Source organism: Streptomyces sp. HB132 (assembly GCF_016909575.1).
Lineage (GTDB): Bacteria > Actinomycetota > Actinomycetes > Streptomycetales > Streptomycetaceae > Streptomyces.
Genome location: NZ_JAFBGA010000009.1, coordinates 83,520 through 109,020, shown reverse-complemented (window position 1 = coordinate 109,020; position 25,501 = coordinate 83,520). Strand labels below are relative to the sequence as shown.

The 25,501-nt window shown below is 71.4% G+C and carries 25 protein-coding genes; 8 read left to right on the top strand and 17 right to left on the bottom strand.

Annotation, left to right across the window (positions count from 1 at the left end; translation table 11 throughout):
* Window positions 1-52 precede the first annotated feature (52 nt).
* The 3 genes from JOC24_RS20935 to JOC24_RS20925 form a co-directional block, all read right to left on the bottom strand.
* Window positions 53-919 (bottom strand): MetQ/NlpA family ABC transporter substrate-binding protein, encoded by an 867-nt coding sequence (locus tag JOC24_RS20935; protein WP_205021884.1) that lies wholly within the window; start codon window positions 917-919, stop codon window positions 53-55.
* Between the two features lie 72 nt (window positions 920-991).
* Complete coding sequence (locus JOC24_RS20930; protein WP_205021883.1) at window positions 992-1,663, bottom strand: methionine ABC transporter permease; 672 nt, start codon at window positions 1,661-1,663, stop codon at window positions 992-994.
* Window positions 1,660-2,757: a methionine ABC transporter ATP-binding protein gene (locus JOC24_RS20925; protein WP_205021882.1), complete on the bottom strand. Its 1,098-nt coding sequence runs from the start codon at window positions 2,755-2,757 to the stop codon at window positions 1,660-1,662. The genes JOC24_RS20930 and JOC24_RS20925 overlap by 4 nt, the downstream gene beginning before the upstream one ends.
* Before the next feature lie 574 nt (window positions 2,758-3,331).
* Here JOC24_RS20925 and JOC24_RS20920 point away from each other — a divergent pair.
* Both JOC24_RS20920 and JOC24_RS20915 read left to right on the top strand, forming a co-directional pair.
* A complete protein-coding gene (locus tag JOC24_RS20920; protein WP_205021881.1) occupies window positions 3,332-3,691 on the top strand; it encodes a hypothetical protein in 360 nt (119 codons plus the stop codon).
* Window positions 3,692-3,693: 2 nt separating this feature from the next.
* Window positions 3,694-4,155 (top strand): hypothetical protein, encoded by a 462-nt coding sequence (locus tag JOC24_RS20915; RefSeq protein ID WP_205021880.1) that lies wholly within the window; start codon window positions 3,694-3,696, stop codon window positions 4,153-4,155.
* A 22-nt stretch (window positions 4,156-4,177) separates the two neighbouring features.
* Here the strand turns inward: JOC24_RS20915 and JOC24_RS20910 are convergent, their stop codons facing one another.
* The 3 genes from JOC24_RS20910 to JOC24_RS20900 all read right to left on the bottom strand — a co-directional run bounded on the left by JOC24_RS20910 (window position 4,178) and on the right by JOC24_RS20900 (window position 6,611).
* Window positions 4,178-4,681: a GNAT family N-acetyltransferase gene (locus JOC24_RS20910; protein ID WP_205021879.1), complete on the bottom strand. Its 504-nt coding sequence runs from the start codon at window positions 4,679-4,681 to the stop codon at window positions 4,178-4,180.
* 37 nt (window positions 4,682-4,718) lie between these two features.
* Complete coding sequence (locus tag JOC24_RS20905; RefSeq protein WP_205021878.1) at window positions 4,719-5,288, bottom strand: sigma-70 family RNA polymerase sigma factor; 570 nt, start codon at window positions 5,286-5,288, stop codon at window positions 4,719-4,721.
* A 159-nt stretch (window positions 5,289-5,447) separates the two neighbouring features.
* Window positions 5,448-6,611 (bottom strand): glycerophosphodiester phosphodiesterase, encoded by a 1,164-nt coding sequence (locus JOC24_RS20900; RefSeq protein ID WP_205021877.1) that lies wholly within the window; start codon window positions 6,609-6,611, stop codon window positions 5,448-5,450.
* A gap of 232 nt (window positions 6,612-6,843) precedes the next feature.
* Here JOC24_RS20900 and JOC24_RS20895 point away from each other — a divergent pair, with 232 nt between their 5' ends.
* A complete protein-coding gene (locus JOC24_RS20895; RefSeq protein ID WP_031097601.1) occupies window positions 6,844-7,515 on the top strand; it encodes a lysophospholipid acyltransferase family protein in 672 nt (223 codons plus the stop codon).
* Between the two features lie 46 nt (window positions 7,516-7,561).
* On the opposite strand, the gene JOC24_RS20890 is transcribed toward JOC24_RS20895, so the two are convergent.
* Entirely contained in the window at window positions 7,562-9,109 is a 1,548-nt protein-coding gene (locus tag JOC24_RS20890; protein ID WP_205021876.1) for an MFS transporter, read from the bottom strand.
* Window positions 9,106-9,657: a TetR/AcrR family transcriptional regulator gene (locus tag JOC24_RS20885; RefSeq protein ID WP_205021875.1), complete on the bottom strand. Its 552-nt coding sequence runs from the start codon at window positions 9,655-9,657 to the stop codon at window positions 9,106-9,108. Before JOC24_RS20885 ends, JOC24_RS20890 begins: the two co-directional genes overlap by 4 nt.
* A 147-nt stretch (window positions 9,658-9,804) precedes the next feature.
* On the opposite strand from JOC24_RS20885, the gene JOC24_RS20880 reads away from it, so the two are divergent.
* Window positions 9,805-10,305 (top strand): HAD domain-containing protein, encoded by a 501-nt coding sequence (locus JOC24_RS20880; RefSeq protein ID WP_205021874.1) that lies wholly within the window; start codon window positions 9,805-9,807, stop codon window positions 10,303-10,305.
* Between the two features lie 116 nt (window positions 10,306-10,421).
* On the opposite strand, the gene JOC24_RS20875 is transcribed toward JOC24_RS20880, so the two are convergent.
* Together JOC24_RS20875 and argH are read right to left on the bottom strand one after the other, a co-directional pair.
* Complete coding sequence (locus JOC24_RS20875; protein ID WP_205021873.1) at window positions 10,422-11,393, bottom strand: aldo/keto reductase; 972 nt, start codon at window positions 11,391-11,393, stop codon at window positions 10,422-10,424.
* A 63-nt stretch (window positions 11,394-11,456) separates the two neighbouring features.
* Window positions 11,457-12,890: an argininosuccinate lyase gene (gene argH, locus JOC24_RS20870; RefSeq protein ID WP_205021872.1), complete on the bottom strand. Its 1,434-nt coding sequence runs from the start codon at window positions 12,888-12,890 to the stop codon at window positions 11,457-11,459.
* 199 nt (window positions 12,891-13,089) lie between these two features.
* On the opposite strand from argH, the gene JOC24_RS20865 reads away from it, so the two are divergent.
* From JOC24_RS20865 to JOC24_RS20855, 3 genes are all read left to right on the top strand, one after another.
* Window positions 13,090-14,484, top strand: a complete 1,395-nt coding sequence (locus JOC24_RS20865; RefSeq protein ID WP_205021871.1) for a hypothetical protein — start codon at window positions 13,090-13,092, stop codon at window positions 14,482-14,484.
* A gap of 42 nt (window positions 14,485-14,526) precedes the next feature.
* Complete coding sequence (locus JOC24_RS20860) at window positions 14,527-15,126, top strand: pyridoxamine 5'-phosphate oxidase family protein (protein ID WP_205021870.1); 600 nt, start codon at window positions 14,527-14,529, stop codon at window positions 15,124-15,126.
* 64 nt (window positions 15,127-15,190) lie between these two features.
* Window positions 15,191-15,892: a L,D-transpeptidase family protein gene (locus JOC24_RS20855; protein WP_205021869.1), complete on the top strand. Its 702-nt coding sequence runs from the start codon at window positions 15,191-15,193 to the stop codon at window positions 15,890-15,892.
* A gap of 7 nt (window positions 15,893-15,899) precedes the next feature.
* Here the strand turns inward: JOC24_RS20855 and JOC24_RS20850 are convergent, their stop codons facing one another.
* The 5 genes from JOC24_RS20850 to argC form a co-directional block, all read right to left on the bottom strand.
* Window positions 15,900-16,436: an arginine repressor gene (locus JOC24_RS20850; protein ID WP_205021868.1), complete on the bottom strand. Its 537-nt coding sequence runs from the start codon at window positions 16,434-16,436 to the stop codon at window positions 15,900-15,902.
* A gap of 25 nt (window positions 16,437-16,461) precedes the next feature.
* The gene (locus tag JOC24_RS20845) at window positions 16,462-17,658 is read right to left on the bottom strand and encodes an acetylornithine transaminase (protein ID WP_205021867.1); all 1,197 of its coding nucleotides are present in this window, start codon (window positions 17,656-17,658) and stop codon (window positions 16,462-16,464) included.
* Window positions 17,655-18,581 carry an acetylglutamate kinase gene (argB, locus tag JOC24_RS20840; protein ID WP_205021866.1) on the bottom strand — a complete coding sequence of 309 codons (927 nt, stop codon included), beginning with the start codon at window positions 18,579-18,581 and terminating at the stop codon, window positions 17,655-17,657. The genes JOC24_RS20845 and argB overlap by 4 nt, the downstream gene beginning before the upstream one ends.
* On the bottom strand, window positions 18,578-19,732 hold the full coding sequence (argJ, locus tag JOC24_RS20835) for a bifunctional glutamate N-acetyltransferase/amino-acid acetyltransferase ArgJ (RefSeq protein WP_205021865.1): 1,155 nt from the start codon (window positions 19,730-19,732) through the stop codon (window positions 18,578-18,580). The genes argB and argJ overlap by 4 nt, the downstream gene beginning before the upstream one ends.
* Window positions 19,733-19,820: 88 nt before the next feature.
* A complete protein-coding gene (argC, locus tag JOC24_RS20830) occupies window positions 19,821-20,849 on the bottom strand; it encodes an N-acetyl-gamma-glutamyl-phosphate reductase (RefSeq protein ID WP_205021864.1) in 1,029 nt (342 codons plus the stop codon).
* A 105-nt stretch (window positions 20,850-20,954) separates the two neighbouring features.
* Here argC and JOC24_RS20825 point away from each other — a divergent pair, with 105 nt between their 5' ends.
* On the top strand, window positions 20,955-21,707 hold the full coding sequence (locus JOC24_RS20825) for a class I SAM-dependent methyltransferase (protein WP_205021863.1): 753 nt from the start codon (window positions 20,955-20,957) through the stop codon (window positions 21,705-21,707).
* An 83-nt stretch (window positions 21,708-21,790) separates the two neighbouring features.
* On the opposite strand, the gene JOC24_RS20820 is transcribed toward JOC24_RS20825, so the two are convergent.
* Together JOC24_RS20820 and JOC24_RS20815 are read right to left on the bottom strand one after the other, a co-directional pair.
* Window positions 21,791-22,780, bottom strand: coding sequence for an ABC transporter ATP-binding protein (locus JOC24_RS20820; RefSeq protein ID WP_205021862.1), 990 nt, complete (start codon window positions 22,778-22,780; stop codon window positions 21,791-21,793).
* A complete protein-coding gene (locus JOC24_RS20815; RefSeq protein WP_205021861.1) occupies window positions 22,777-25,500 on the bottom strand; it encodes an FtsX-like permease family protein in 2,724 nt (907 codons plus the stop codon). Before JOC24_RS20815 ends, JOC24_RS20820 begins: the two co-directional genes overlap by 4 nt.
* Window position 25,501: the final 1 nt, after the last annotated feature.

Below are 25,501 nucleotides of genomic sequence, written 5' to 3'. Positions count from 1 at the left end.
GCACACCCTGGTGCGGGTGTGCGGGGCTCGTGCGGCAACTGGTGCGCGGGGGTCAGGACTTGGCGGGCTCCCCGAAGGCGGGGATGATCGAGCCCTTGTAGGTGTCCTCGATGAACTTCTTGACCTCGTCGGAGTTCAGGAGCTTCGCGAGCTTCTGGACCCGGGGGTCGTCCTCGTTGCCGTCCTTGACGGCCAGGAAGTTGGCGTACGGGTTGCCGTCGGCCTTCTCCAGCACCAGGGAGTCCTGGCCCGGCTTCAGGTCGGCCTCGATGGCGTAGTTGCCGTTGATGACCGCGGCGTCGACGTCGTCCAGGGCGCGGGGCACGGTGGCGGCCTCGATCTCCTTGAACTCCAGGCCCTTCTTGTCCGTGATGTCGCTGAGCTTGGCGTTGGTGCCGACGCCGTCCTTGACGGTGATCAGCCCGTTCTCGGCGAGCAGCTGGAGCGCACGGCCCTCGTTGGTGGTGTCGTTCGGGACGGCGACCGTCTGGCCGGCCTTGATGTCCTTGACGTCCTTGATCTTCTTGGAGTAGAGGCCGAGGGGCTCGAGGTGTACGTCGACCACCGGGACGATGTGGGTCTTGTTCTTCTTGTTGAAGTCGTCCAGGTAGGGCTTGTGCTGGAAGAAGTTGGCGTCGACCTGGCCGTTCTCGGTGGCGGTGTTCGGCAGGACGTAGTCCGTGAACTCCTTGACCTCCAGCTTGAGGCCGGCCTTCTCCGCCAGGTTCTTCTTGACGAAGTTCAGGATGTCGGCGTGCGGCGTCGGGGACGCGGCGACGACGAGCGCCTTGGAGGTGTCCGCCTCGGCGCCGGTCTCACCCTTGGAGGCCGGGTCGGAGTCCGTACCGCAGGCGCTGAGCCCGATGGCGAGCGCGGCGGTGGCTGCGGCGACGGCGGTGATCTTGATGTTCCTACGCACGAAGAGTGCCTCTTTCCGGTGGTGAAGGTGGTGCGCCCGGACAAGGAGTTCGGGCTTCGGGGGGAGGGAAGGTCAGGAGGTGGTGCGGCCCCGGCGGGCGAGCAGGCGCACGGCCCCGTCACCTATCAGCTGGACCACGGTCACGATGACGATGAGCAGCACGACGGTGATGAGCATGAACTGGTTGTCGAAGCGCTGGAATCCGTAGGTGACGGCCTTGGAGCCGAGCCCTTCGCCGCCGACCGCGCCGGCCATCGCGGAGTAGCCGATGAGCACGATGACGGTGGTGGTCACGCCGGAGACGAGCGAGGGAAGCGCCTGCGGCAGCAGGACCTTGCGGACGATCGTCGGGATCGATCCGCCCATGGACTGGACGGCCTCGACGAGCCCGTGGTCGACCTCGCGCACCGCTGTCTCGACGAGCCGCGCGAAGAAGGGGATGGCACCGATGGCGAGCGGGACGATCATCGCGGACGGGCCGATGAAGGTGCCGACGACCCAGGTGGTGAAGGGGATCAGGGCGATCAGCAGGATGATGAACGGCAGGGAGCGGCCGATGTTCACGATGACGCCGATGACCTTGTTCACCACCGTGTTCTGCAGCAGTCCGCCCTTGTCGGTGAGGACGAGCAGAATGCCGAGCGGCAGCCCGCCGACGACGGTGACGAGGGTGGACCAGAGCACCATGTAGAGGGTGTCGATGGTTCCCTGCGAGAGCAGTGGCTGCATTTCGGACCAGGTCACTTCGCCACCTCCTTGGTGATCGTGGCGGGGGTCTGGGAGGGGATGCCGGCGGTGCTGTCGGTGCTGTCGGTGCTGTCGGTGCTGTCGGTGCTGTCGGTCACGGTCTCGGCCTGGAGTCCCTGCTCGCGCAGGAAGCCGATCGGTACGACGTTCTCCTCGAAGCCGCCGGGCAGCTCGATGCGCATGCGGCCGATCTGCTTGCCGCCGACGGTGTCCATCGCGGCACCGAGGATCGAGATGTCGATGTTGTACGTCCGGGAGAGCTGCGAGATCACCGGCTGGGCCGCGGCCTCGCCGTGGAACGTGACGTCGACGACGGTGGAGCCGGGGCCGGAGGCGGTCCCGCCGACCGGGAACAGTTCGTGGGCGAGTTCGGAGCCGGGTGTGGCCAGCAGCGAGCCGACGGTGCCCGACTCGACGATGCGCCCCTTCTTCATCAGCGCCGCGGAGTCGCAGACGGTCTTGACGACGTCCATCTCGTGCGTGATGAGCAGGACGGTGAGGCCGAGCTCCTGGTTGAGGTCGCGCAGCAGTTGCAGGATGGAGCGGGTGGTCTCGGGGTCGAGCGCGGAGGTCGCCTCGTCGGAGAGGAGCACCTCCGGGTCGCCGGCAAGGGCGCGGGCGATGCCGACGCGCTGCTTCTGGCCTCCGGACAGCTGACCCGGGTACGCCTTCGCCTTGTCGGAGAGACCCACGAGGTCGAGGAGTTCGAGCGCCTTGCGGGTGCGCGCCTGTCCGGAGAGCCCGAGGATCTCCAGGGGAAGTTCGACGTTGTCCCGTACGGTGCGCGAGTCCAGCAGGTTGAAGTGCTGGAAGACCATGCCGATACGGCTGCGCGCCCGGCGGAGGTCCTTGCCGGCGCGGCGGCCCCGGCCGGCGAGGGCCGTGAGGTCCTGGCCGGCCACCGTCACGGTGCCCGAGGTGGGGCGTTCGAGGAGGTTGACGCAGCGGATGAGGGAGGACTTGCCGGCGCCGCTCTGTCCGACGACGCCGTAGACCTCGCCCTCGCGGACGTGCAGGTCCACGCCGTCCAGGGCGGTGACCTCACGGCCGCGTGACTGGTAGACCTTCGTGAGGCCCGAAGTGGTGATCACAGGGTTTCCGTCACTGTCGAGTGCACGGCGCGGTGTCCGCCGGGCACGGGGCATTCGGCTGGTGAGACTTCTGCCGGTGGCTGACCGGTGGGAGTCTCGGCATGGACCGGCCCTCGGCGGAACCGTTGGGCGGGGCATGGCCGGGGCCGGCTCGGTCCGCCGGGTGCGGACGGCGCGGGCTCGGTCTCGCTTCGGGGCGCGAGGCTCGGGCGGGGCCCTCAGAAGGCGCGCATTCGACACATACAACGAGCACCGGGCGTCGTGATCGCCTCGGTCGCAGGGCTGCGGTAGCTCGTCGTGGTCATGGGCCAAGTAAAACAGACGTAACGTTCCCGCGACCCACCGCGTCCGTATAGCGGACAGTCGTGGACGCGCCTTGCCGGGAGTCCCCGCCCCTACGCACACCACTTTGACCTGCGAAGACGCGACCCGGTCCGAGCACCGCACCACCGGCGGCCCGATCATGCTGTGCTCGCCCTGTGGCAAAGGCCACGATCCCTGGCCGCCCTCCCGCGCCCACCCGTCGCCCGGGGCCGCACGCGGCGGAGCCGCCGGCCCGTAATACCCTCGCCTCATGCTTGATGCCCTGACGATCGCGGTCGCCGTGACCGCGCTCGCCCTCGCCGCCTGGTGCGGAATCGCCGCCTACCGGGACCAGCCCACCAAGGACTGGCACTTCATCGGCATGGCGGTCGTCTCCGTGCTGGCCCTGGCGCAGCTGCTCGTGGGAATCGTTCAGCTGGCGCGCGGCGAACGGCCCGACCAGGGCATGACGATCTTCATCGCCTATCTGATCGGCGCCTTCGCGTCGGTGCCCGCGGCGGGCTTCCTGTCACTGTCGGAGCGGACCCGCTGGGGTTCGGTGACGGTGTCGGCCGGCGCGGTCGTGCTCGCCGTGCTCGAAGTGCGGCTCTACGACATCTGGGGAGACTGACCTTGAGCGACACCGACCGCACGGAGACCCACGCCTCCCCGGCCCCCGAGCACGACGCCCCGCGACAGACCCGGCGGTTCGAACTCGGCACCGGGCCGGGCCGGGTACTGGTCTGGTTCTACGGGGTGTTCACCGTGGCCGCCGCGTCCCGCTCGATCGTCGAGATGGTCATGGACTTCGGCAAGGCGCCACTGGCGTACGTCCTCTCGGCCGTCGCCGCCGTCGTGTACGGCTTCATCACGTACTCGCTGGTGCGGGGCGGGGAGAAGGCGCGCAGGGCGGCTCTGGTGTGCTGTGCCGCCGAGCTCGCGGGGGTGCTGGTCGTCGGCACCTGGACGCGACTGGAGCCGTCCGCCTTCCCGGACAGCACGGTGTGGTCGGGGTTCGGCATGGGCTACCTGTTCATCCCGGTGATCCTTCCGGTCACCGGGATGATCTGGCTGCGCCGCGCACGGAACGCCTGACACCGGGCGTCGCGGGAGTCGTTCAGGCGCTCGCCGCGTAGGCCGACGCGGTGGCGTCCTTCTCGAGCAGGACCAGCCGCACACCGTCGTCTCCGGTGGCGTCGCCCACCCGGGCGTAGCCGGCCTTGCGGTAGAGCCGCAGATTGCCTTCGCTGCGCTCCCCCGTGTGCAGCCGGAATCGGGTGGCCGAACGCCCGTCCGCCAGCCCGGATTCCGCGGCGCGCAGGAGACGCGTGCCCAGGCCGTGGTTGCGGAGCCGGGGGTGGACGCAGAGCTTGCCGATCCGGCCGGTGCCGTCCGTGTCGGTGAAGCCGCGTACCGAGCCGACGACTTCGTCGCCGAGCCGCGCCACGAACACCAGGTCCGTGCCGACTTCGTCCCGTACGGAGTCGAGGGTCTGGACGAGCGGGCCGATCCGGTAGTTGCCGTAGAGCTCCGCCTCACTCTGGAAACAGAGGTACTGGAGTCTGAAGATCTGCTCGACGTCCTGTGCCGTCGCCGCCGAGATGGTCACACTCATGCCCATGTGTGCATGCCTCCCGCTCACCTGATCCGCCGGTTGTCTACCGCTCCATTCCCCACGGTTCAGGAGCTACAACCTCCGCCGCGAGCATTCTGCGCAGACATCCGAGGCATCGGGAACGCATGGGGCCCAAACTGCCCTGTGACATACCCAACTCCCCCGCGATCTCACGGTATGTCGGATCGTGGGCGGCCAGCATCGCCTCGAGTAACCGTGGGCATCTCCCGGGCAGCCGGCCCACCGCGGCCCGCAGCGCCCGGCGTTCGTCGGCTCCCACCGTGATCCGTTCGGGGCAGCCGGCCCAGTCCCCCGGGGGCTCACCGCCGGCGTAGGCACGCTCGCGCCGGGTCCTCCGGCGGGCCACGCGCGCCTCCGCCCGCACGGCCGCGCGGACCCAGCGGGCAGGATCAGGGGGCGTCTCCGGGCCGGTCCGGCGCTCCAGCAGCCGCAGCCACACCGCTTGTTCGAGGTCCGCGGCTTCGACCCCGGCTGCCTGTGCCTCGGCCGCCGCCTCCGCGCGCACCAGCGCGTACAGGGCGTGGACGATCTCGCGTCCCCTGCCGCCCTCCCCGTCGGCCCGGGCCGCGGGGACATGATCAAGAAGAGTCATGCCCCGTCAACGCTCCCTGCGTGCGGCGGGTTGCCGCACACAGGGAGCTCCACCCGACCGGGGCATGCGGACCGGAACGCTGACGCTCCCGGTCCGGGGCGAGCCCCCGGCCTCGCCCGCGTGAGGGGACCTCGGCCCCGGAGAGCCGGTCCCTATGCCTCAGCTCCTGGCGAAGTCGGCGGCGGCGAGCAGCGCGGTGTCGGGGTTGTCGGAGAAGATCCCGTCGATGCCCGCCTCGAAGTACACCCGGAGAGCGCCGAACACGTCGCCGTACGCGTTGGGGTCCGTGCCGCGCCGGAAGTCCGCGGGCAGGAAGGTGTTCTCGTTGCGCATCGTGTAGGGGTGCAGGACCAGGCCCCGTGCGTGCGCGTCCGCGACCAGGGCCGTCGGGGTGGTCAGCCGGCCGGCGCCGTCCCTGGGGATGACCAGGTCCAGCGTGGGGCCGATGCCCTGGGCGAAGGACGCGATCCACTTCAGCCCTGCGGGCTCGACCAGGTCGGCGACGGTGCGGGGGTCACCGGACTCCACGAAGTCCCAGGGCCGTTCCTTCGGTCCGGACAGCAGGACGACACGGGGGGTGGCGACGAGTTTCGACAGTCGCTGCATCGAGGTCGGCTCGAAGGACTGGAGGATGAGCGCGGAGTCCGCCCGGTGCCGGCCGTGGCGGCGCAGCAGCTTGGCGAGCGGCTCCTCCAGGCCGAGTCCGAGGCCCCTGAAGTAGGAGGGGTGCTTGGTCTCGACGTACAGCCATACGGGCCTGCCGCGCCTGCGGCCCTCCTTCTCCGCCCAGCGCAGGACCTCCTCGAAGGTGGGGATCTCCCAGCGGCCGTCGTACAGCGTGTTCTCCTGGCGGTTGCCGGGGATGCGCTCCTTCGCCCGGAGGGTCTTCAGCTCGGCGAGGGTGAAGTCCTCGGTGAACCAGCCCGTGAGCGAGACCCCGTCCACCTTCTTCGTGGTCCGGCGGCTCGCGAACTCGGGGTGCTCGGCGACGTCGGTGGTGCCGGTGATGTCGTTCTCGTGACGGCAGACCAGGTGGCCGTCCTTGGTGGGCACGAGGTCCTGCTCGACGATGTGCGCACCCATGTCCAGGGCGAGCTGGTAGGAGCCGAGGGTGTGCTCGGGGCGGTAACCGCTGGCGCCCCGGTGGCCGATGACGGTGGGCACGGGCAGGTCCCGGTACGAGCCGTGCCCGCCGCTGCGCGCGTCGGGCGCGCCACGCCCGGCGGCTTCGGCCGTGCCGGACAGTCCGAGGGCGGCCGTGCCGAGGACGGCCGCCCCCAGGAGGGTCCGCCGACCGGGTGCAGTCTGCGCGCGCTCTGTCATGAATGCTCCTCGCATGTGATGTCCGGCACCTTCGGGGGAGGCTTGATCGTAGGCAGCTACGCCATCGGTGGGGCAGCCCGTGGACGAACATGGCGGAAACACACGTCAACACTGCGTATCCGCTCGGTGAACCCGATGTGCGCGGAGGCGGTACCCGCGAGTATCGTCCTCACCTGCACAGACCCTCGCGATTTCCCGCCACGGCCGCCCGGCCACGACACCGGAGGATGCGTTGTCCCGACTCACGGTCATCAAGGCAGTGCTCGGACCGATCCTGCGCCTGCTCTTCCGGCCCCAGGTGGAAGGCGTCGAGAACATCCCGGGGACCGGTCCGGTGATCCTCGCGGGCAACCACCTGACGTTCATCGACTCGATGATCATGCCGATCTGCTGCGACCGGCCCGTCTTCTACATCGGCAAGGACGAGTACGTCACCGGCAAGGGCCTCAAGGGCCGGCTGATGGCCTGGTTCTTCACCGGCTGCGGGATGATCCCGGTGGACCGGGACGGTGGCCGCGGCGGCGTCGCGGCGCTGATGACGGGCCGTCGGGTGCTGGAGGAGGGCAACGCCTTCGCCATCTACCCCGAGGGCACCCGCTCCCCCGACGGCCGCCTCTACCGCGGGCGGACGGGTATCGCGCGGCTCACCCTGATGACCGGCGCTCCGGTCGTGCCCTTCGCGATGATCGGCACGGACAAGCTGCAGCCGGGTGGCGCCGGCCTGCCCCGCCCGGGCAAGGTCACGGTCCGCTTCGGCGAGCCGATGGAGTTCTCCCGCTACGAGGGCATGGACCGCGACCGCTACGTCCTGCGGGCGGTGACGGACTCCGTCATGGCCGAGGTGATGCGGCTCTCCGGCCAGGAGTACGTCGACATGTACGCCACGAAGGCGAAGGCGGCCTGAGCCCGGACGGGTGGAGCCGGGTGCGGCGCGCCCTTCGCCGCACCACTCACTCGTCGGGGATGATCCCCTCCTCCAGCTTCTGGTCACGCAGCAGGAACCACGCGGCGAACGCGGTCGCGAGCAGCACGACGGCGCCGACCGCGGCCGAGACCCGCAGCCCGTTGACGAATGCCTCCTGGGCGGCGGTGACCAGTTCGTCCGCCTGCTGCGCCGGGAGGTGCGCGGCCGTCTCCACGGCTCCCCCCAGCGACTCGTGGGCAGCCGTCTCGGCCGCGGCCGGGATGCCCTCGGGGGTCCCGAAGCCCTTGTAGACACCGGTGACGATGGACCCGAGCAGCGCGATGCCGAGGGCGGCGCCGAGCTCGTACGCCGTCTCGGACACCGCTGACGCCGAGCCCGCCTGTTCCTTCGGGACGCTGGAGAGGATGACGTCGGAGGTGACGGTGAAGGCGAATCCCGCGCCGACGCCCACCACCAGGAGCAGCACCCCGATCAGCGGGTAGGCGGTCTCCTTGTGGATCACCGTGACCACGGCGAGCGACACACCGATGGCTCCGAGCCCGACGGCGACCACGGAGCGCACGGAGTAGCGGCGCGCCACCCTTCCCGCCAGGAGCCCGGCCGTCACCGCGCCGACGGCCGCGGGCAGTTCGGCGAGGCCGGCCTCGAGCGGGCCACGCCCCTGGACCAGTTGCAGGAACTGGGAGAGGAAGAAGACGATCCCGGACAGGCCGAGGATGGTCAGCAGGTCGGCGAGGACCGCGCCGGAGAAGCCCCGGTGGTGGAAGAGCCGCATGTCCAGCAGTGGTGCGGGAAGCTTCAGCTGACGGCGCACGAACCAGGTGAGCGCCAGCACGCCGCCTAGGGCAGCCGCACCGTTCTCCCAGCTCAGGCCATGTGAGGCCGCCTCCTTGATCGCGTACACGATGCCGATCATGCCGATCAGCGAGAGCCCCACACTGAGCAGGTCCCAGGGGCCCGGTGCCGGGTTCTTCGATTCCGGGATCATCTTGATCCCCACGACGACGAGGACCGCCATCACGGGCAGGTTGATCAGGAAGACCGAGCCCCACCAGAAGTGCTCCAGCAGGAGCCCGCCGACGACCGGGCCGACGGCGGCTCCCGCCGCTGCCATCGCGCCCCAGATGCCGACGGCGAGGCTGCGTTCACGCGGGTCGTGGAAGAGGTTGCGGATCAGGGCGAGCGTGGACGGCATCAGGGTGGCACCGGCGACACCGAGCAGGGCCCGGGCCACGATCATCATCTCGGGGCTCGACGCGTAGGCGTTCAGCACGGAGACCGCCCCGAAGGCCGAGGCGCCGGTGAGCAGCAGCTTCTTGCGTCCGATGCGGTCGCCGAGGCTGCCCATGGAGACCAGGAGGCCGGCGATGACGAACGAGTAGACGTCGCCGATCCAGAGCAGCTGGGTGCCGGTCGGTTCGAGATCCTCACTGAGGAACGGGGTGGCCAGGCCGAGGACGGTGGCGTCCACGGCGACCAGCAGCACGGCCAGGACAAGGACGGTGAGGGCGACCCACCGGCCCGGATGGTGCTGTTCGCCCGTGACGCCCGCCCTCGAAAAGGTGCTACTCATTTCTCCACGCTCCGGCGTGCTCCGCCCAGGAGCAACTCGACGATCATGTACGGGAAGTCCTGCGAAGCGACCCGGCCCGCCTGCACGGACCAGGCGCAGCTGCCGATCAGGCCGTACAGGGCCTCGGTCAGCCAGGCCGGGGTGAGGTCGATCCGGAACTCTCCGCGCTCCTGGCCGCGACGGAAGAAGGCCGACACCCGGGCGTCGAGACGGCTCCAGCCCTCGTTGACGTGGTCGCCCTCGAACAGCTGGTTCTCGGTGACGAGGAAGGACAGCAGTCCCGCACCGGGCTGAACGGCCGTGATCAGCCGCCGCAGCCCCTCCTCGGCGCCGCCCTCCTCGAGTCGGGCCGCGTCCAGAGCGGCTTCGAACTCCTGGATGCCGAGGTTCTCCAGCGCCCCGACCAGGGCATCGCGCCCCGCGAAGTGCCGGTGCAGGGTGGCGCGGCCGATGCCGGCCGCTCGTGCGACCTCGTCCATGGTCGCCGTGGACTTGCGGGTCAGCAGGGCGGCGGCGCTCCGCAGCACCTGCTCACGATCAAGAGTCATGAGACGAAACTAGCCCATTTGAGACATGAACGTATCATTGCGCAGGCCGTGTCCAGCCGCTTCGAGCTCGGACGCGTCGGCCGCCGCGTCCGCGGCCGGTGCGTCGTCGCGCGGGTCGCCAGGGGTCCGGCGGGGCACCATGGCGCCATGAAGCCGCTGCTGCTGATCGACATCGACGGTCCGCTCAACCCCTATGCGGCGCTGTCCCTCCCCACCGCCCCCGAGGGCTACACGCGCCACCTGATGCGGCCGACGGGGTGGACGACCGGGGTGCCCCTGCCCGTACTGCTCAGCCCGGGCCACGGCGGTGAGTTGCTGGCTCTCGCCGACCGGTACGAACTCGTCTGGGCGACCACCTGGAAGGACGAGGCGAACGAGTGGGTCGGCCCCCGCATCGGGCTGCCCCCGCTGCCGTACATCGACTGGCCCGCGATGCACGCGGTGACGGTGGACGGGACGTACTGGAAGACGCGGTACGTCGTCGACTACGCGGACGGACGTCCGTTCGCCTGGGTGGACGACGAGATCACGGACCTCGACACGGCCTGGGTCGCCGCCCACCACCCGGGGCGGGCCCTGCTGAGGCGGATCGACCCTTGGGTGGGGCTGGTGCGGGCGGACTTCGAGGTGCTCGCCGACTGGGCGTGAGCGGACGGAGCAGTCCGGCGGCTCGAGCGTGAACGGGCGCAGCCGGGCGGGCGGGCAGGTGCGGCGGCTCGGGCCTGGGCGGGCGCCCGGGTCCCGCCCCGCGCGGGCCTGCCGGCTCAGGTCCAGGGCAGCGAGGCGCGGTGGCGCCAGTAGGCCTCCGGCTCCTCCACCAGGGCGGCGAGCCTGTCCAGCCGGTCCGGGTCCAGGTCGAGCAGCGGCGCGTGCAGATTGGCCGCCAGCTGGGTGACGGTGACCGCGCCGGACAGGACGACTCCGGCCCACGGCTGGTGGAGCACCAGCGCCAGGGCGACGGCGTCCGCGTCCAGCCCGGCGTCGGCGCCGATCTCCCGTACGACTGCGGGCGCCTCGGTCCCGGCGAGCCGCCCGTTGGCCATGACCTCCTTCACGATCACGGTGAGTCCCGCGTCGTGCGCCTCGGCGAGTGCCGCTCCGGCGGAGGTCTCCAGGGCGTTGTAGGTGGCCTGGACGGTCCGGAAGAGGGGCTCACCGTCCACGGTCACGGCGAGGGCTGCCCGGATGGCGTCGGCCTGTCCGGGGCCGCTCGCGGAGAAGCCGACCGTGGTGCCTCCGGCCGCCAGCTCGGCGAGGCGCGCGTGCAGGCCCTTGTCGGTCAGCGCGGGGCTGTCGGCGGTCACCGAATGGATCTGGTAGAGATCGAGCCGGTCGCCGAGCAGTGCGGCCGTCTCGTCGCGCTGCCGTTCGAAGGCGGCGAGTCCGTGGTCCTTCACCTCGTGCGTCTCGGCGTCCACGCGCCAGTCGCCGGTGTAGGTGTAGCCCCACTTGCTCCCGATGACCACATCCGTGACGTCGGGACGGATGGTCAGCCACTCGGCGAGGAACTCCTCGGCGCGACCGTAGGAGCGCGCGGCGTCGAAATAGCGCACGCCCTGGGCGTAGGCGGCGTCCAGGAGTTCGTGGGTGCGGGCGCGAAGCACGTCGACGCCGCGGTCGCCGGGCAGATCGCGGTCACGGTGCGGGGTGATGTAACCGGGCCTGCCGACGGCGGCCAGGCCGAGCCCGATGTGGGAGGTCGGGGTGGTCGCTCGGTTCAGGCGGGCGAAGGGCATCGCGGGCTCCTCTGGGTCGGTTCCGAACGCCTTCCCGTCAACGTAGCCCGCGATGCGTGCGAATCATCCGCGCGCGGTGGCCCAGGCGTGCTGTGTCACCAGGTCGGCCTTCACCTCGGCCAGCTGCACGGCGACGGCCGAGGGTGCCGTCCCACCGCGCCCGTCACGGGAGGCGAGTGCGCCGGGCACGTTCAGGACGGTGCGCACCTCCGGGGTGAGGTGCTCGGAGATCTTCGCGAACTGCTCGTCCGTCAGCTCGTCGAGCTCGATGCCCTGCTGTTCGCAGACCTTCACGCACTCGCCCGCGACCTCGTGCGCCACCCGGAAGGGGACGCCCTGCTTGACGAGCCACTCGGCGATGTCCGTGGCGAGCGAGAAGCCGGCCGGGGCCAGTTCCTCCATGCGCTCCCGGTTGACGGTGAGCGTGGCCATCATGCCGGTGAAGGCGGGGAGCAGGACCTCGAGCTGGTCGCAGGAGTCGAAGACCGGCTCCTTGTCCTCCTGGAGGTCGCGGTTGTACGCGAGCGGAAGGGCCTTCAGGGTCGCCATCAACCCTGTCAGGTTGCCGATGAGGCGGCCCGACTTGCCCCGGGCGAGCTCGGCGATGTCGGGGTTCTTCTTCTGCGGCATGATCGACGAGCCGGTGGAGAAGGCGTCGTGGAGGGTGACGAAGGAGAACTCCTTCGTGTTCCAGATGATGATCTCCTCGGCGATCCGGGAGAGGTTGACGCCGATCATCGCGGTGATGAACGCGAACTCGGCGACGAAGTCCCGGGACGCGGTGCCGTCGATGGAGTTGGCTACGGAGCCGTGCTCGAAGCCGAGGTCGGACGCGACGGCCTCCGGATCGAGCCCGAGGGAGGACCCGGCCAGCGCACCGGAGCCGTACGGGGACACCGCGGTCCGCTCGTCCCACTGCCGCAGTCGCTCGGCGTCCCGGATCAGGGGCTGCACATGGGCCAGGAGGTGGTGGGCGAGGAGTACGGGCTGCGCGTGCTGGAGGTGCGTACGGCCGGGCATGGCAACGTCCTGGTGCGCCTCGGCCAGCCCCACCAGGGCGTCCTGGAGTTCGGCGATCAGGCCGCCGATGATCCGGGCGTGGTCGCGCAGGTACATGCGGAAGAGCGTGGCGACCTGGTCGTTACGGGACCGGCCCGCGCGCAGCTTCCCGCCGAGGTCCGGGCCCAGGCGCTCCAGGAGCCCGCGTTCCAGGGCGGTGTGGACGTCCTCGTCCGCGATGGTGCCGGTGAACGAGCCGTCGGCGACGGCGGCTTCGAGCGAGTCGAGGCCCTCGGCCATCCGGGTCAGCTCGTCCTCGGTGAGCAGCCCCGCCTTGTTGAGCACCCGCGCGTGGGCGCGGGAGCCCGCGATGTCGTACGGCGCGAGCCGCCAGTCGAAGTGGACGGAGGCGGACAGCTTGGCCAGCGCCTCGGCGGGGCCGTCGGCGAAACGGCCGCCCCAGAGGCGTACGTCGCTGTTGCCGGTGCCGTTGCTCACTGCGTGCTCCTCGGTGGTGCAAGGGGTGGGTGTGCGACCGCCGCCCCGCGCGCACGGTGGGGAGGCGGTGGTGCCGCCGTGGATCGGACGAGGCCGCGCGCCAGGCCGCGCCCTCGAGGACAGAGCATAACTATGCAATGCTCCGTATGCTTTGTCAAAGCTGCTGGTGGGAGGTACGAACGATCCCTATGCTGCGCTCATGCGGCACCTGATTCCCCTGTCCGCCACGCGGTACCTCACGCCGGCGGACCGGCTTCTGCTCGGCAAGCCCCTGGCACAGGCCATGGACACCGCCGATCCGCAGGCGTGGGACGGCCTCGACCGGGAGATGGCGTCGGCGACCGCGCGCCGGGGGCGCGTCCGGCCTCCGCTCCACGAGCGACGTACGGGCCGTCGCGGATCCGTCGACCGGGCCGCCGCACCCCAATGGGACGAGGAGGCCCACGACGTCACCTGGTCACGGTTCCCGCCCGGCGAGGCGGAGACCGTGATCGCGCTGTGCAGCTACCGGTGGCAGGTGCGCGGGGCCGCGCTGGCCTTCGCCGCCGGGAGGCCCGCACTGCTGCCCCTGCTCCTGGTCCGCTGCGCCGACCGTCACATACGGGTACGGGAACGGGCCCGCCGCATCGTGGACGCGGCCCTGCGCACGCAGGAGGCGGATCCCTCGGCTCTGCTGCCCCTGGCCCTGCGCATGAGCCTGCGCCCGCACGGCGGCTGGGCCCTGGAACGGGTTCTGGCCGCCGCCGGGCCCCGGCCGGCCGGACTGGCGGGCCGGCTCCGCGCGAGCCATGTGCCCCGCGTCCGGATCCTCGGCACGCAGATGTCCCTGGAGCAGGGACTGCTCACGCCCGCCGGACTCACGGAACTCGTCCTCACCGCTCCGGACCGGGACGTCCGGCACCTGTGCGCCGGCGCCCTGCTGGCCCGGGTCACCGCAGGTGACCCGGAGCGTCTCCTCGATCCGCTGCTCACCGCTTCCTCCGCCGTGGCGCGGTCCTCCGCGGTGACGGCACTGCACCGGGCGGGCCGTGGCCCGGAGGCTGTCCCCCGCCTGGCCGATCCGTCGGCCCGCGTGCGCTCCGCCGCCCGTCTGGTCCTGCGACTGGAGGGCCGGGACCCGCAGGAGATCTACCGCGCGCTGTGCGCCGACCCCACCGCGCCCGGCCTGTCTCCGGGAGCGCTGTTCGGCCTGACCGAGTCCGGAGCCTCCGACGCGACGGCCCTGCTGCGGCCGCTGACGGCCCATCCGGAGGGCCGGGTGCGCGCAGCGGCTCTCGCCTCGCTGCTCATGCTGGGCGCGGTCTCCCCCGACGAGCTGATGGCCGTCATGAACGACCCGCATCCGCCGGTGGTGCGCACCGCCCGGAAGGCGCTCGTCCCGTACGTCCTGCTGGTCCCCGAGGCGTGGCTGGCCGATCTGTTGGCCCCCGGCCGCCCCCGGCACGTGCGGCGGTCCGGCCTCCGCCTGCTCTGCGCCCACAGCCTCGCTCTGCGTAAGCGCGTGCTGGCCACGCTGGAGGACGACGACGACCCCGAGGTCGCCCACGAGGCACAGCGCGCCCGGTACGAGCCGCTGCCACCCTCGGGTGGTTGAAACCGCTGCCCCCAGGGCGCGGGGAGGCAGATAATCCGACCCATGGGAAAAACGCATGATCGCATCGAGGGACGGCTGCGCACCTTCATCGAGGAGCAGCACATCTTCTTCACCGCCACCTCGCCCCTGGACGGCGACGGCACGGTCAACCTGTCGCCCAAGGGCATGAGCGGGTCGTTCGCCGTCGTGGACGAACAGACGGTGGCTTACCTCGACTTCGCCGGCAGTACCGCCGAGACCATCGCGCACCTGCGGGAGAACGGGCGCATCACGCTGATGTGGTGCGCCTTCCAGGGCCCTCCGAACATCGTCCGCGTCCACGGGCGCGGGGAGCCGGTCTTCCGTGACGACCCACGCTTCCCCGCCCTGCTCGCCCATTTCCCCGGGATCGACCCGACCCCCCACGGTCTGCGCGCGGTCATCGTGGTGACGGCCGAACTCATCCGGGACAGCTGCGGCTACGCGGTGCCCTTCATGTCGTACGACGAGGACCGCTCCCTGCACGCCGACCGTTTCCGGCGCGAGGACGACGAGAGCCTGAGCCGGTACTTCGAGAAGAAGCAGGACATCGCCACCAGCATCGACGGACTGCCGGGACTCCCCCTGCCGCTGCCCGTGATGCCCGCGCCCGCCGCGGGGTGAGTCACTGAGCCGTACGGAGCAGGCGCGGTGGGGCCGGGCCGCCATGAGCCGTACGGTCCGGAGCATGCGCAGACTCGTGGTGACCGCGTCGGTCCTCCTGGCCCTGGCCGGCTCGCTCGCGGCGCTCCCCGCCGGGCCACCGCCCCTGCCGGAGCGGCTGGCGGACACGGGCGGGGGTACGCAGCTGATCACCGCCGAGGCCGCCGGCACCGACTCCACGACGGGCACGGTCACCTGGTGGGACCGGCGCGGGCGCGGCTGGGTGGCGGCCGGTTCGGCGCCCGGCCGTTTCGGGGCGAACGGCCTGGCCGACGGCGCCACCCGTACCCAGGGCACGAACACCACGCCCACCGGTCTGTACGACCTGCCGTACGCCTTCGGTACCGGGGCCGCCCCGCCCGGGACCCGGTACCCGTACCGCCGGGTCGCCGAGAGCTCGTGGTGGTGCCAGGACAACGCGTCCCGGTCCTACAACCGCTGGGTGGACCCGCGGCCCGAGGACTGCCGCGCGGAGGAGGCCGAACACCTCGTCGGCTACCCCACCCAGTACGCCCGTGCGCTCGTCATCGGCTTCAACTACCACCGGCCGGTACGGGGCAGGGGCGCCGGGATCTTCCTCCACGTCGACGGGAAGGGTGCGACCGCCGGCTGCGTGTCCGTGCCGGCGGCCGCCATGGACCGGATCCTGGCCTGGGCCGACCCGGTCCGCCGGCCGCACATCGCGGTCGGGACGGCGTCCGGACCGACCGCGATCACCCGCTACTGACGGCCGCTCAGCGGTCGTTCTGGGCGAGCCGCAGGAGGTGGTCGGCCAGCGCCTGGCCACCCTTCGGGTCACGGCTGATCAGCATCAGCGTGTCGTCCCCGGCGATCGTGCCGAGGATCGCCTGGAGCTCGGCCTGGTCGATGGCCGAGGCGAGGAACTGCGCGGCGCCCGGAGGCGTGCGCAGCACCACGAGGTTGGCCGAGGCCTCCGCCGAGATGAGCAGCTCGGCCGAGAGCCTGCGCATCCGCTCCTCCTTGGCGGACCCGCCGAGCGGCGCCTGCGGGGTGCGGAAACCGCCCTCGCTCGGCACCGCGTAGATCAGCTCGCCGCCGGTGTTGCGGATCTTCACCGCGCCCAGCTCGTCCAGGTCGCGGGAGAGCGTCGCCTGGGTGACGCTCAGCCCGTCGTCGGACAGCAGCCTGGCCAGCTGGCTCTGGGAGCGCACCGGCTGGCGGTTCAGGATGTCCACGATCCTGCGGTGGCGTGCCGTGCGGGTCTGCGGCACCGACGGCCCGCCGTGGTCGGTTTCCTGCGCCTCGGTCATCGTCGTCGCCTCATTCTCCGGATCGTCACTCCCCGGATCGTCCGTCCCCGTAAGCCGCGTCGAGAGCGCCCGGCAGAATCCGCAGGAACGCGTCCACCTCGGCGTCACCGATGATCAGCGGCGGCATGAGCCGTACGACGTCGGGGGCGGGTGCGTTCACCAGGAGTCCGGCTCCCTGGGCCGCCTGCTGCACCTTCGGTGCGAGGGGCCCGGTGAGCACGATACCCAGCAGCAGTCCCGAGCCGCGGACGTGGGAGACCAACGGGTGCCCGAGACCCTCGACGCCCTCCCGGATCCGCTCACCGAGCCGCTTCACCTCGTCCAGCGCACCGTCGGCCGCCAGGGTGTCCAGCACGGCGAGGCCGGCTGCGCAGGCGACGGGGTTGCCGCCGAACGTCGTGCCGTGCTGACCTGGCTTCAGGAGGTCGGCCGCGTCCCCGAAGGCGACGGCGGCTCCGATCGGCAGTCCGCCTCCGAGCCCCTTGGCCAGGGTGACCACGTCGGGCTCGACGCCCTGGTGTGCCTGGTGCTCGAACCAGTGGCCGCAGCGGCCGATCCCGGTCTGCACCTCGTCCAGGACGAGCAGCGTGCCGGTGGCACGCGTGATCTCCCTCGCCGCCTCCAGATAGCCCTTGGGCGGCACGACCACGCCGTTCTCTCCCTGGACGGGCTCGACGACCAGCAGGGCCGTGTCGGTCGTCACCGCGGCCCGGAGGGCCTCGACATCGCCGTACGGCACGTGTGTGACGTCGCCGGGCAGCGGCAGGAAGGGCGCGCGCTTCCCGGGCTGGCCGGTCAGGGCGAGGCTGCCCATGGTCCGGCCGTGGAAGCCGCCGTCGGTGGCCACCATGTGCGTGCGCCCGGTCAGCCGGCCGATCTTGAAGGCCGCTTCGTTGGCCTCCGCGCCGGAGTTGCAGAAGAAGACCCTGCCCGTGCGGCCGAAGAGCTGCAGCAGCCGCTCGGCGAGCGCGATGGGGGGCTCGGCGGTGTAGAGGTTGGAGACGTGGCCGAGGGACGCGATCTGGGTGGAGACGGCCGCGACCACCGCGGGATGGGCGTGACCGAGCGCGTTGACCGCGATCCCTCCGACGAAGTCGAGGTACTCGTTCCCGTCCGCGTCCCACACCAGGGCGCCCGCGCCGCGCACCAGGGGCAGCTGCGGGGTTCCGTAGTTGTCCATCAGCGCGCCCTGCCAGCGCTGTGCGAACTCCTCGTTGCTCATGACTCCCCCTCTGCGTCGGGCTGTGCGACGGAGACCGCGTCGGGCACGACCATCGTGCCGATCCCCTCGTCGGTGAAGATCTCCAGCAGGATCGAGTGCTGGACCCGGCCGTCGATGACACGGGCGGTCTCGACACCGTTGCGTACGGCGTGGAGGCAGCCCTGCATCTTGGGCACCATGCCGCTGGAGAGGTCGGGCAGCAGCTTCTCCAGCTCGGTGGCGGTGAGACGGCTGATGACGTCGTCGCTGTGCGGCCAGTCCTCGTAGAGGCCCTCGACGTCGGTGAGGACCATCAGCGTCTCGGCGTTCAGCGCGGCGGCGAGTGCGGCGGCCGCGGTGTCGGCGTTGACGTTGTAGACGTGGTTGTCCTCCGCCGAGCGCGCGATGGAGGAGATGACCGGGATCCGGCCGTCGTCCAGCAGTGCCTGGATCGCTCCGGTGTCGATGGCGGTGATCTCACCGACCCGGCCGATGTCGACGGCCTCGCCGTCGATCATGGGGCGGTGCCGGGTGGCGGTGATCGTGTGGGCGTCCTCGCCGGTCATGCCGACGGCGAGCGGGCCGTGCTGGTTCAGCAGCCCGACGAGCTCACGCTGGACCTGCCCGGCCAGCACCATGCGCACGACGTCCATGGCCTCGGGCGTGGTGACGCGCAGCCCGGCCTTGAACTCGCTGACCAGGCCCTGCTTGTCGAGCTGTGCGCTGATCTGCGGGCCGCCGCCGTGCACCACGACGGGCTTGAGACCTGCGTGCCGCAGGAACACGACGTCCTGGGCGAAGGCGGCCTTGAGATCCTCGTCGATCATGGCGTTGCCGCCGAACTTGATGACGACGGTCTTGCCGTTGTGCCGGGTGAGCCAGGGCAGTGCCTCGATGAGGATCTGCGCCTTGGGCAGCGCGGTGTGCTTCCTCGCGGCGCTCATGAGCTGTACGCGCTGTTCTCGTGGACGTACTCGGCGGTCAGGTCGTTGGCCCAGATGACGGCGGACTCGTCCCCCGCCGCGAGGTCCGCGGTGATCCTGACCTCCCGGTAGCGCATGTCGACCAGGTCGCGGTCCTCGCCGACGCTGCCGTTCCTGCACACCCAGACGTCGTTGATCGCGACGTTCAGCCGGTCGGGCTCGAAGGCGGCCTTCGTGGTGCCGATCGCGGAGAGGACGCGGCCCCAGTTGGGGTCCTCGCCGTGGATGGCGCACTTGAGGAGGTTGTTACGGGCGATGCTGCGGCCCACCTCGACCGCGTCGTCCTCGGTGGCCGCGTTGACCACCTCGATCCGGATGTCCTTGGAGGCGCCCTCGGCGTCGCCGATCAACTGCCGGGCCAGGTCGGCGCAGACACTCTGCACGGCCTGGTCGAACTCGGCCCCCTCGGGGGTGACTCCGCTCGCCCCGGAGGCGAGCAGCAGCACGGTGTCGTTGGTCGACATGCAGCCGTCGGAGTCGACCCGGTCGAAGGTGGTGCGGGTGGCGGCGCGCAGCGACGTGTCGAGCGCGGACGCTTCGACGTCGGCGTCGGTGGTGAGGACGACCAGCATGGTGGCGAGTCCGGGGGCGAGCATCCCCGCGCCCTTGGCCATGCCGCCGACGGTCCAGCCCTCGCCGCCCGCGACGGCGGTCTTGTGGACCGTGTCCGTGGTCTTGATGGCGATGGCGGCCTTCTCGCCACCGTGATCGCTGAGGGCGGCGGCCGCCGTCCCGATACCGGGCAGCAGTTTGTCCATCGGGAGTGTCAGGCCGATGAGCCCGGTCGACGCGACCGCGATCTCGCCCGCGCTGTGGCCACCGAGGACCTCGGCGGCCTTCTCCGCGGTGGCGTGGGTGTCCTGGAAGCCCTGGGGGCCCGTACAGGCGTTGGCACCACCGGAGTTGAGGACGACGGCGGTCACTTCGCCGCCCCTGAGGACCTGTTCCGACCAGAGGACGGGGGCGGCCTTGACGCGGTTGGAGGTGAAGACGCCCGCGGCGGCGCGGCGGGGGCCGTTGTTGACCACGAGGGCCAGGTCCGGTCCGCCGCTCTCCTTGATTCCGGCGGCGATGCCCGCCGCCGTGAATCCCTTGGCTGCCGTGACGCTCACTGCATCTCCTCGTTCGTTTCTCCGCACGCACGGCAGAGCCGCACGGCATTCCTCATGGCCCGCGGCCCGACGGCCGCATGGGCGTCGCTCACGGTGCGACGCCGATCGTGGAAAGACCTGTGTCCTCGGGAATCCCGAGAGCGATGTTCATGCTCTGCAGGGCGCCTCCGGCGGTGCCCTTCGCAAGGTTGTCGATGGCGCTGATCACGATGATCCGGCCGGCCGCCTCGTCGTGCGCGACCTGGATCTGCGCCGCGTTCGATCCGTACACGGCCGCGGTGGCCGGCCACTGCCCCTCGGGCAGCAGGTCGACGAACGGCTCGTCGGCGAAGGCCTTCTCGTACGCCGCGCGCAGCGACTCGGCGCTCACCCCGGGCTTCGCCTTGGCGCTGCACGTGGCGAGGATGCCCCGCGGCATGGGCGCGAGGGTCGGTGTGAAGGACACGGTGACCGGCTCGCCCGCCGCGGCGCCGAGGTTCTGGATCATCTCGGGGGTGTGCCGGTGGACGCCGCCGACGCCGTACGGGGTCATGTTGCCCATCACCTCGGAGCCGAGCAGGTGCGGCTTAGCCGCCTTGCCCGCGCCGGAGGTTCCGGATGCCGCGACGACCACGGCCTCGGGCTCGGCGAGGCCGGCCTCGTACGCCGGGAAGAGAGCGAGGGAGACGGCCGTCGGGTAGCAGCCGGGGACGGCGATGCGCTTGGTCCCCGCCAGTGCGGCGCGGGCCCCGGGCAGTTCGGGCAGGCCGTAGGGCCACGTGCCGGCGTGCGGCGATCCGTAGAACTTCTCCCAGTCGGCGGGGTCTTCGAGCCGGAAGTCGGCACCCATGTCGACCACGAGCACCTCGTCACCGAGCTGTTCGGCCACCGCGGCGGACTGGCCGTGCGGGAGGGCCAGGAAGACGACGTCGTGTCCACTGAGCACCTCGGCCGTGGTCGGCCGGAGGACGCGGTCCGCGAGCGGCCTCAGGTGCGGCTGCAGAGCGCCGAGCCGCTCCCCTGCGTTGGAGTGGGCGGTGAGGGCCCCGATCTCGACCTGTGGGTGGGTGAGGAGCAGGCGGAGCAGTTCCCCGCCGGCGTATCCGCTCGCCCCAGCCACTGCCGCACGTACCACCATCGGAATTCCTCCTCATCGATGGCATGACTATACGCAAGCCTGCACTTTTATGCAAAAGTGTTTAGGGGTAGCGTCGGGCTGCCGATCAGCTATACCTTCGAACGCATGGCTGACGAGATCTTCGAGCATCCGCGACTGGCAGCGATCTACGACCCGCTCGATCCGGACCGCAGCGACCTCGACGCCTACCTGGACATCGCCCGGCGTCTCGACGCGAGGCGCGTTCTGGACATCGGCTGTGGCACCGGCGTCTTCGCACTCCTCCTGGCCGATCGCGGGATCGAGGTCGTCGGCGTCGATCCCGCCCGGGCCTCCATCGAGGTGGCCCGCGGCAAGCCGGGCAGTGACCGGGTCCGCTGGATCTGCGGGGACGCGACAGCTCTTCCGCCCATGCGGGTCGACCTGGTCACCATGACGGCGAACGTCGCCCAGGAGATCGCCGCTCCGCGTACGTGGCGGCAAACGCTCCAGGGGGCTCACGACGCCCTGCGACCCGGCGGGCGGCTGGTGTTCGAGACCCGCGACCCGGCCGGGCGGGCCTGGGAGACGTGGAACCGCGCCGCGTCGCACAGGGTCACGGAGATCCAGGGCGTCGGCGCGGTCGAGAGCTGGGTCGAGTTGGTCGAGGTGGACGGGCCCCTGGTGACCTTTCGCTGGACCTACGTGTTCGCCGCGGACGGGCAGCGGTTCACGTCCGATTCGACCCTGCGATTCCGGGAGCGCCGGGAGATCGGGACGGACCTGGTCGCGCAGGGATTCGTGCTGGAGGAGGTCCGGGACGCACCCGACCGCCCGGGCAAGGAGTGGGTATTCGTCGCCCGCCGGCCTGACCGCCGTGACGCTGCCGCCGTCCGCTGAGCGCGGCACGGCATTCACCGCTCGTCACTCCCGGCAGCCGAGAGGAACCCGCTTGCTCCGGCCGGGCCGGCGTCTGCTGCCGCTCAGCCGGAACGCGGAGGCGGGCGCCCTGTCCCGTCGTCCGGCCAGATACCGATGTGGTCGGGTTCCAGCTCCAGCATCACCCGTTCACGCATGCCCAGGGCGTCGGTGTACTCCGCGGGCAGCTGGAGGCGGCCCGCGCGGTCCAGCATCGCGTACTCCCTGGCCACCACCGATTCCTGGCCCGTCGCCGCGTCGATCTCCGTACGCTTCAGGGTTTCCGTGGAGGTGCGGCCGTCGCGGATGGCCACCGTGCGGCGGACCTCGTCGGCCACCGACTGGTCGTGGGTGACGATGAGGGTCGTCGTGCCGAGTTCCTCGTTCGCCGTACGCAGCGCGGCGAAGACCTGCTCCGCCGTCCGGGAGTCCAGCTCGCCCGTCGGCTCGTCGGCGAGCAGCACCGACGGCTCGTTGGCCAGCGCCACCGCGATGGCCACGCGCTGCTGCTGACCGCCGGACATCTGGTCGGGGCGGCGGTCGCGGCAGTCGGCGACGTCCAGCAGGGAGAGCAGCGACTCGGCCCGCTCGGCCTTCTTCTTCGTACGGCCGCGCAGCTGCATGGGCAGCGTCACGTTCTGCACTGCGCTCAGATACGGCAGCAGGTTGCGCGCCGTCTGCTGCCAGACGAAGCCCACCACCTCGCGCCGGTAGCGCAGCCGGTCCTTCGCTCCCATGGTCAGCAGATCGCAGCCGGCCACCTTCGCGGCGCCGGCCGTCGGTTCGTCCAGGCCCGCCAGGATGTTCATCAGGGTCGACTTGCCGCTGCCCGACGCTCCGACCAGGGCCATCAGCTCACCCTCGCGGACCAGCAGATCGAGCCCCTGCAGCGCTTGCACCTCGACTCCGTCCGCCGAGAAGATGCGGACCAGACGGTCGCAGCTGATCAGCGCGTCGTGGCCGTACTCGGGCCGGTCGCGCCGGGCAGCGGCCCGGCGCTCCAGCTCGCCGAGGGTGATCCCCGCGGACGGCTCGGTCGTGGAGGACTCGGTCATCGCATGTCTCCTGCCCTGAGTTCGGTCGTTGCCGTACGCCGGGTGGCCACCCGGGCCTGTGCCGCGGCCACCGCCGACGCGATCACCACCACGGCAAGCGAAGGCAGCAGCAGACTCACCGGGTCGGCACGCAGCTGTACGGGGCCGAGCGAGGTGGATCCTCCCTGCGTGGCCAGTGCGAGGTGGCCGAGATCGATTCCGGGAGCGAGCAGCCGGATCGCCGTCCAGCCGACCAGGGCACCACCCACGGCGGCCAGCAGCGCCTGCGGAAGGTTCTCCAGGATCAGCAGGCGGCGCCCCTGGCGGCGGGTCAGACCCATCGTGCGCAGCCGGCTCAGCAGCGCGGACCGCTCGGGGGCGGTCCGGAGCAGTGAGAGCAACAGCGCGAGGACGGCGTATCCGGCGCCTGCCACCGCGGCCACCACGTAGATCCGTTCGGCGCCGCTCTGCACGGGCGACTCCGTGAAGCCGTCCCGTTCGGCGGAACGCAGCGTCACGGTGGCGGAGCCCGCCGTGCGGGTGGCTGCCTCGAGACCGGCGCCGGCGACCGAAGGGCCGGAGATCAGCAGTGTGGTGGCGCGGTGGCTGCCCGGCAGGCCTCCAGCGTCGACCACCAGGAAGTCGCCTTCGGCCACGGCAGGGGTGGCGCTGCGCACGACGTCGACGCGGACCGTGAAGAGGCCGCCCGCCGGCCCGATCGCGTTCGTCCGGCCACGCAGCCGCTCGGCGACGGCCGGGGAGGCGAGCGCGGGCAGCACTCCGGAGGACTTCCGCAGTTCGTCGGCCCGGAAGGCGCCGAGGCCGGTGCTGCGGGCGAGACGCGCATACGAGTCGGGGTCGACGGCGAGCAGCGTGACGCTCTCGGTGCGGGCGTCCCGCAGGTCCAGGTCGTACTCGCTCCGGACGGGCACGACATCGCGCACCCCGGCCACCTTCCGTATCTTCCCGGCCAGCGTGTCCGGCAGCGCCCCGGCCGAATCGATCCGGGCATCGGCGCCCACCGCGGCCAGGGACGCCCGGTCCCGGGCGTCGGCGACACCGGCGAGTACCGAGCCGCCGAACGCCGCGGTCGTCAGGGCGACGAGCAGCGCCAGCAGCGGAAGCGCGGTGGCGGCGGGAGAACGGCCGGCACGGGCCAGTGACAGGAAGCCGATCGCACCGCGCCGTCGTACGACCGGCAGCGCCGCGAGCCGCAGTGGCAGCGGATACAGCCGTACGAGCACCAGTGCGGCGATCACACTGACTAGTACCGGTGCGGCGCTGACCAGTTCGTCCACGTCGCCGTCCGAGGTACCCCGGCGGCGCAGTGCGGCGACCGCTGCCACGGTCAGCACCAGCAGCGTCAGTTCGGCCACGGTCCGGCGGCGCGACGGTCTGGCCCGTACGACGTCGTCCCGTTCTCCGTGCAGCCGGGGCCGCCGGTGCAGGAACACGACCCTCAGCGGCAGTGCGGCACAGGCGACCAGTGCGACCGCCGCCGAGGCGAGCAGCGACGGCGGCATCCGGCCCTCGGGAACGACGACGAGCGCGAGAGCGCAGCCGACGGCCGCGGCGGGCAGAACGGGAACGGCGACCTCGGCGAGCAGTCTCCCCGCTGTGCCGCGGACCGATCCGCCGCGCGAGCGCAGCAGGGACAGCTCGGCGTGCCTCCGCGCGGCGGCCAGACCGCCGGCCATCAGCAGGACGACACCGGCGACGCTGCCGACACCGAAGGCCGCGACCGCGACCACCGGGCCGATGGCGGAGAGGATGACGTCGAAGTCGACGAGGACGCCGTCCAGGCCGGACTCCGTCTGCAGCTGGGGCGAGACCGCGGTGCGCAACGTGCTCTGCAGCGGGCCGTGTTCGAGGGAGGCGATCGCTTGCGTGATTCGGGGCAGATCAGCGATGCCGACCCCGGCCGGGTCGGGAGCGATGCGCCAGTATGCCTCGGTCTCCGCGGCCACCGACAGCAGAGCCGGTGCCGCTTCGGGTGCCAGCAGCAGTGCGCCGTGCCAGTACGGCTGAGGAATGGTCTGCGCCGTGTAGAGCCGCGTCGGTGTACGCAGGACGGGTTCGACGGACCAGTAGCTCAGCGTCGGCCGGAGAGGTTCGACGACGCCGGTGACGCGCACGGCGAGGGCCGCGCCGTCGGGGCGCGGCACATGAATGGTCGAACCGACCTTTATGTGCAGGGACTTGGCAGTGGCCGAGGTGACCGCGGCCTCCACGGCATCGGCGTCCGGGATGGCGGAGCCCGCGGGGGCTCCGGGCAGCCGCCCCGAAGCGAGTGTGGAGTGCTCGGCGATTCCGGCCTGGGCGACGAGCGTGAACACCGTTTCCCCGCCGTCCAGTCGGGGCAGCCATTCGTCGGTGGCCGCCACCGGCTTGAGGATGCGTGCTCCGTAGGCGGACTGTCCGGTGTCGGCGCGCAGCGGTTTCGGCAGGGCGGCCAGGATCTCGCGGTGGTGCTCGGTCAGCTGACGGGACTGCAGAGAATCGGCCCAGTCGCGCGGGCCGCTGTCCTCGTGCTGCATCGGCTGGTCGGTCAGCTGGATGGCGCTTCGCTCCGGCGAGGCGCTGCTGATCTCATGGCGCAGGCCCTGGCCCTCGTACGTGTCCACCGCGCGCGGGAAGGCCGCGGCGAGGAACGAGGTGACCAGGACGAGCAGCGACAGCGCGACGGCGGACCCGGGCGCTGTGCGAAGCCGGGTGCGGACCCAGGGGGCGGCGGCCTTCATG

Coding starts and splice junctions, on each gene's coding strand:
- JOC24_RS20885 (WP_205021875.1), bottom strand. CDS start 9,657: ATGACTCTTGATCGTGAGCAGGTGCTGCGGAGCGCCGCCGCCCTGCTG.
- JOC24_RS20905 (WP_205021878.1), bottom strand. CDS start 5,288: ATGACTCTTCTTGATCATGTCCCCGCGGCCCGGGCCGACGGGGAGGGC.
- argB (WP_205021866.1), bottom strand. CDS start 18,581: ATGAGCGCCGCGAGGAAGCACACCGCGCTGCCCAAGGCGCAGATCCTC.
- JOC24_RS20820 (WP_205021862.1), bottom strand. CDS start 22,780: ATGACCGAGTCCTCCACGACCGAGCCGTCCGCGGGGATCACCCTCGGC.
- JOC24_RS20860 (WP_205021870.1), top strand. CDS start 14,527: ATGGGAAAAACGCATGATCGCATCGAGGGACGGCTGCGCACCTTCATC.
- JOC24_RS20875 (WP_205021873.1), bottom strand. CDS start 11,393: ATGCCCTTCGCCCGCCTGAACCGAGCGACCACCCCGACCTCCCACATC.
- JOC24_RS20910 (WP_205021879.1), bottom strand. CDS start 4,681: ATGGGCATGAGTGTGACCATCTCGGCGGCGACGGCACAGGACGTCGAG.
- JOC24_RS20865 (WP_205021871.1), top strand. CDS start 13,090: ATGCGGCACCTGATTCCCCTGTCCGCCACGCGGTACCTCACGCCGGCG.
- JOC24_RS20900 (WP_205021877.1), bottom strand. CDS start 6,611: ATGACAGAGCGCGCGCAGACTGCACCCGGTCGGCGGACCCTCCTGGGG.
- JOC24_RS20920 (WP_205021881.1), top strand. CDS start 3,332: ATGCTTGATGCCCTGACGATCGCGGTCGCCGTGACCGCGCTCGCCCTC.
- argC (WP_205021864.1), bottom strand. CDS start 20,849: ATGGTGGTACGTGCGGCAGTGGCTGGGGCGAGCGGATACGCCGGCGGG.
- JOC24_RS20825 (WP_205021863.1), top strand. CDS start 20,955: ATGGCTGACGAGATCTTCGAGCATCCGCGACTGGCAGCGATCTACGAC.
- JOC24_RS20855 (WP_205021869.1), top strand. CDS start 15,191: ATGCGCAGACTCGTGGTGACCGCGTCGGTCCTCCTGGCCCTGGCCGGC.
- JOC24_RS20850 (WP_205021868.1), bottom strand. CDS start 16,436: ATGACCGAGGCGCAGGAAACCGACCACGGCGGGCCGTCGGTGCCGCAG.
- JOC24_RS20845 (WP_205021867.1), bottom strand. CDS start 17,658: ATGAGCAACGAGGAGTTCGCACAGCGCTGGCAGGGCGCGCTGATGGAC.
- JOC24_RS20890 (WP_205021876.1), bottom strand. CDS start 9,109: ATGAGTAGCACCTTTTCGAGGGCGGGCGTCACGGGCGAACAGCACCAT.
- JOC24_RS20880 (WP_205021874.1), top strand. CDS start 9,805: ATGAAGCCGCTGCTGCTGATCGACATCGACGGTCCGCTCAACCCCTAT.
- JOC24_RS20815 (WP_205021861.1), bottom strand. CDS start 25,500: ATGAAGGCCGCCGCCCCCTGGGTCCGCACCCGGCTTCGCACAGCGCCC.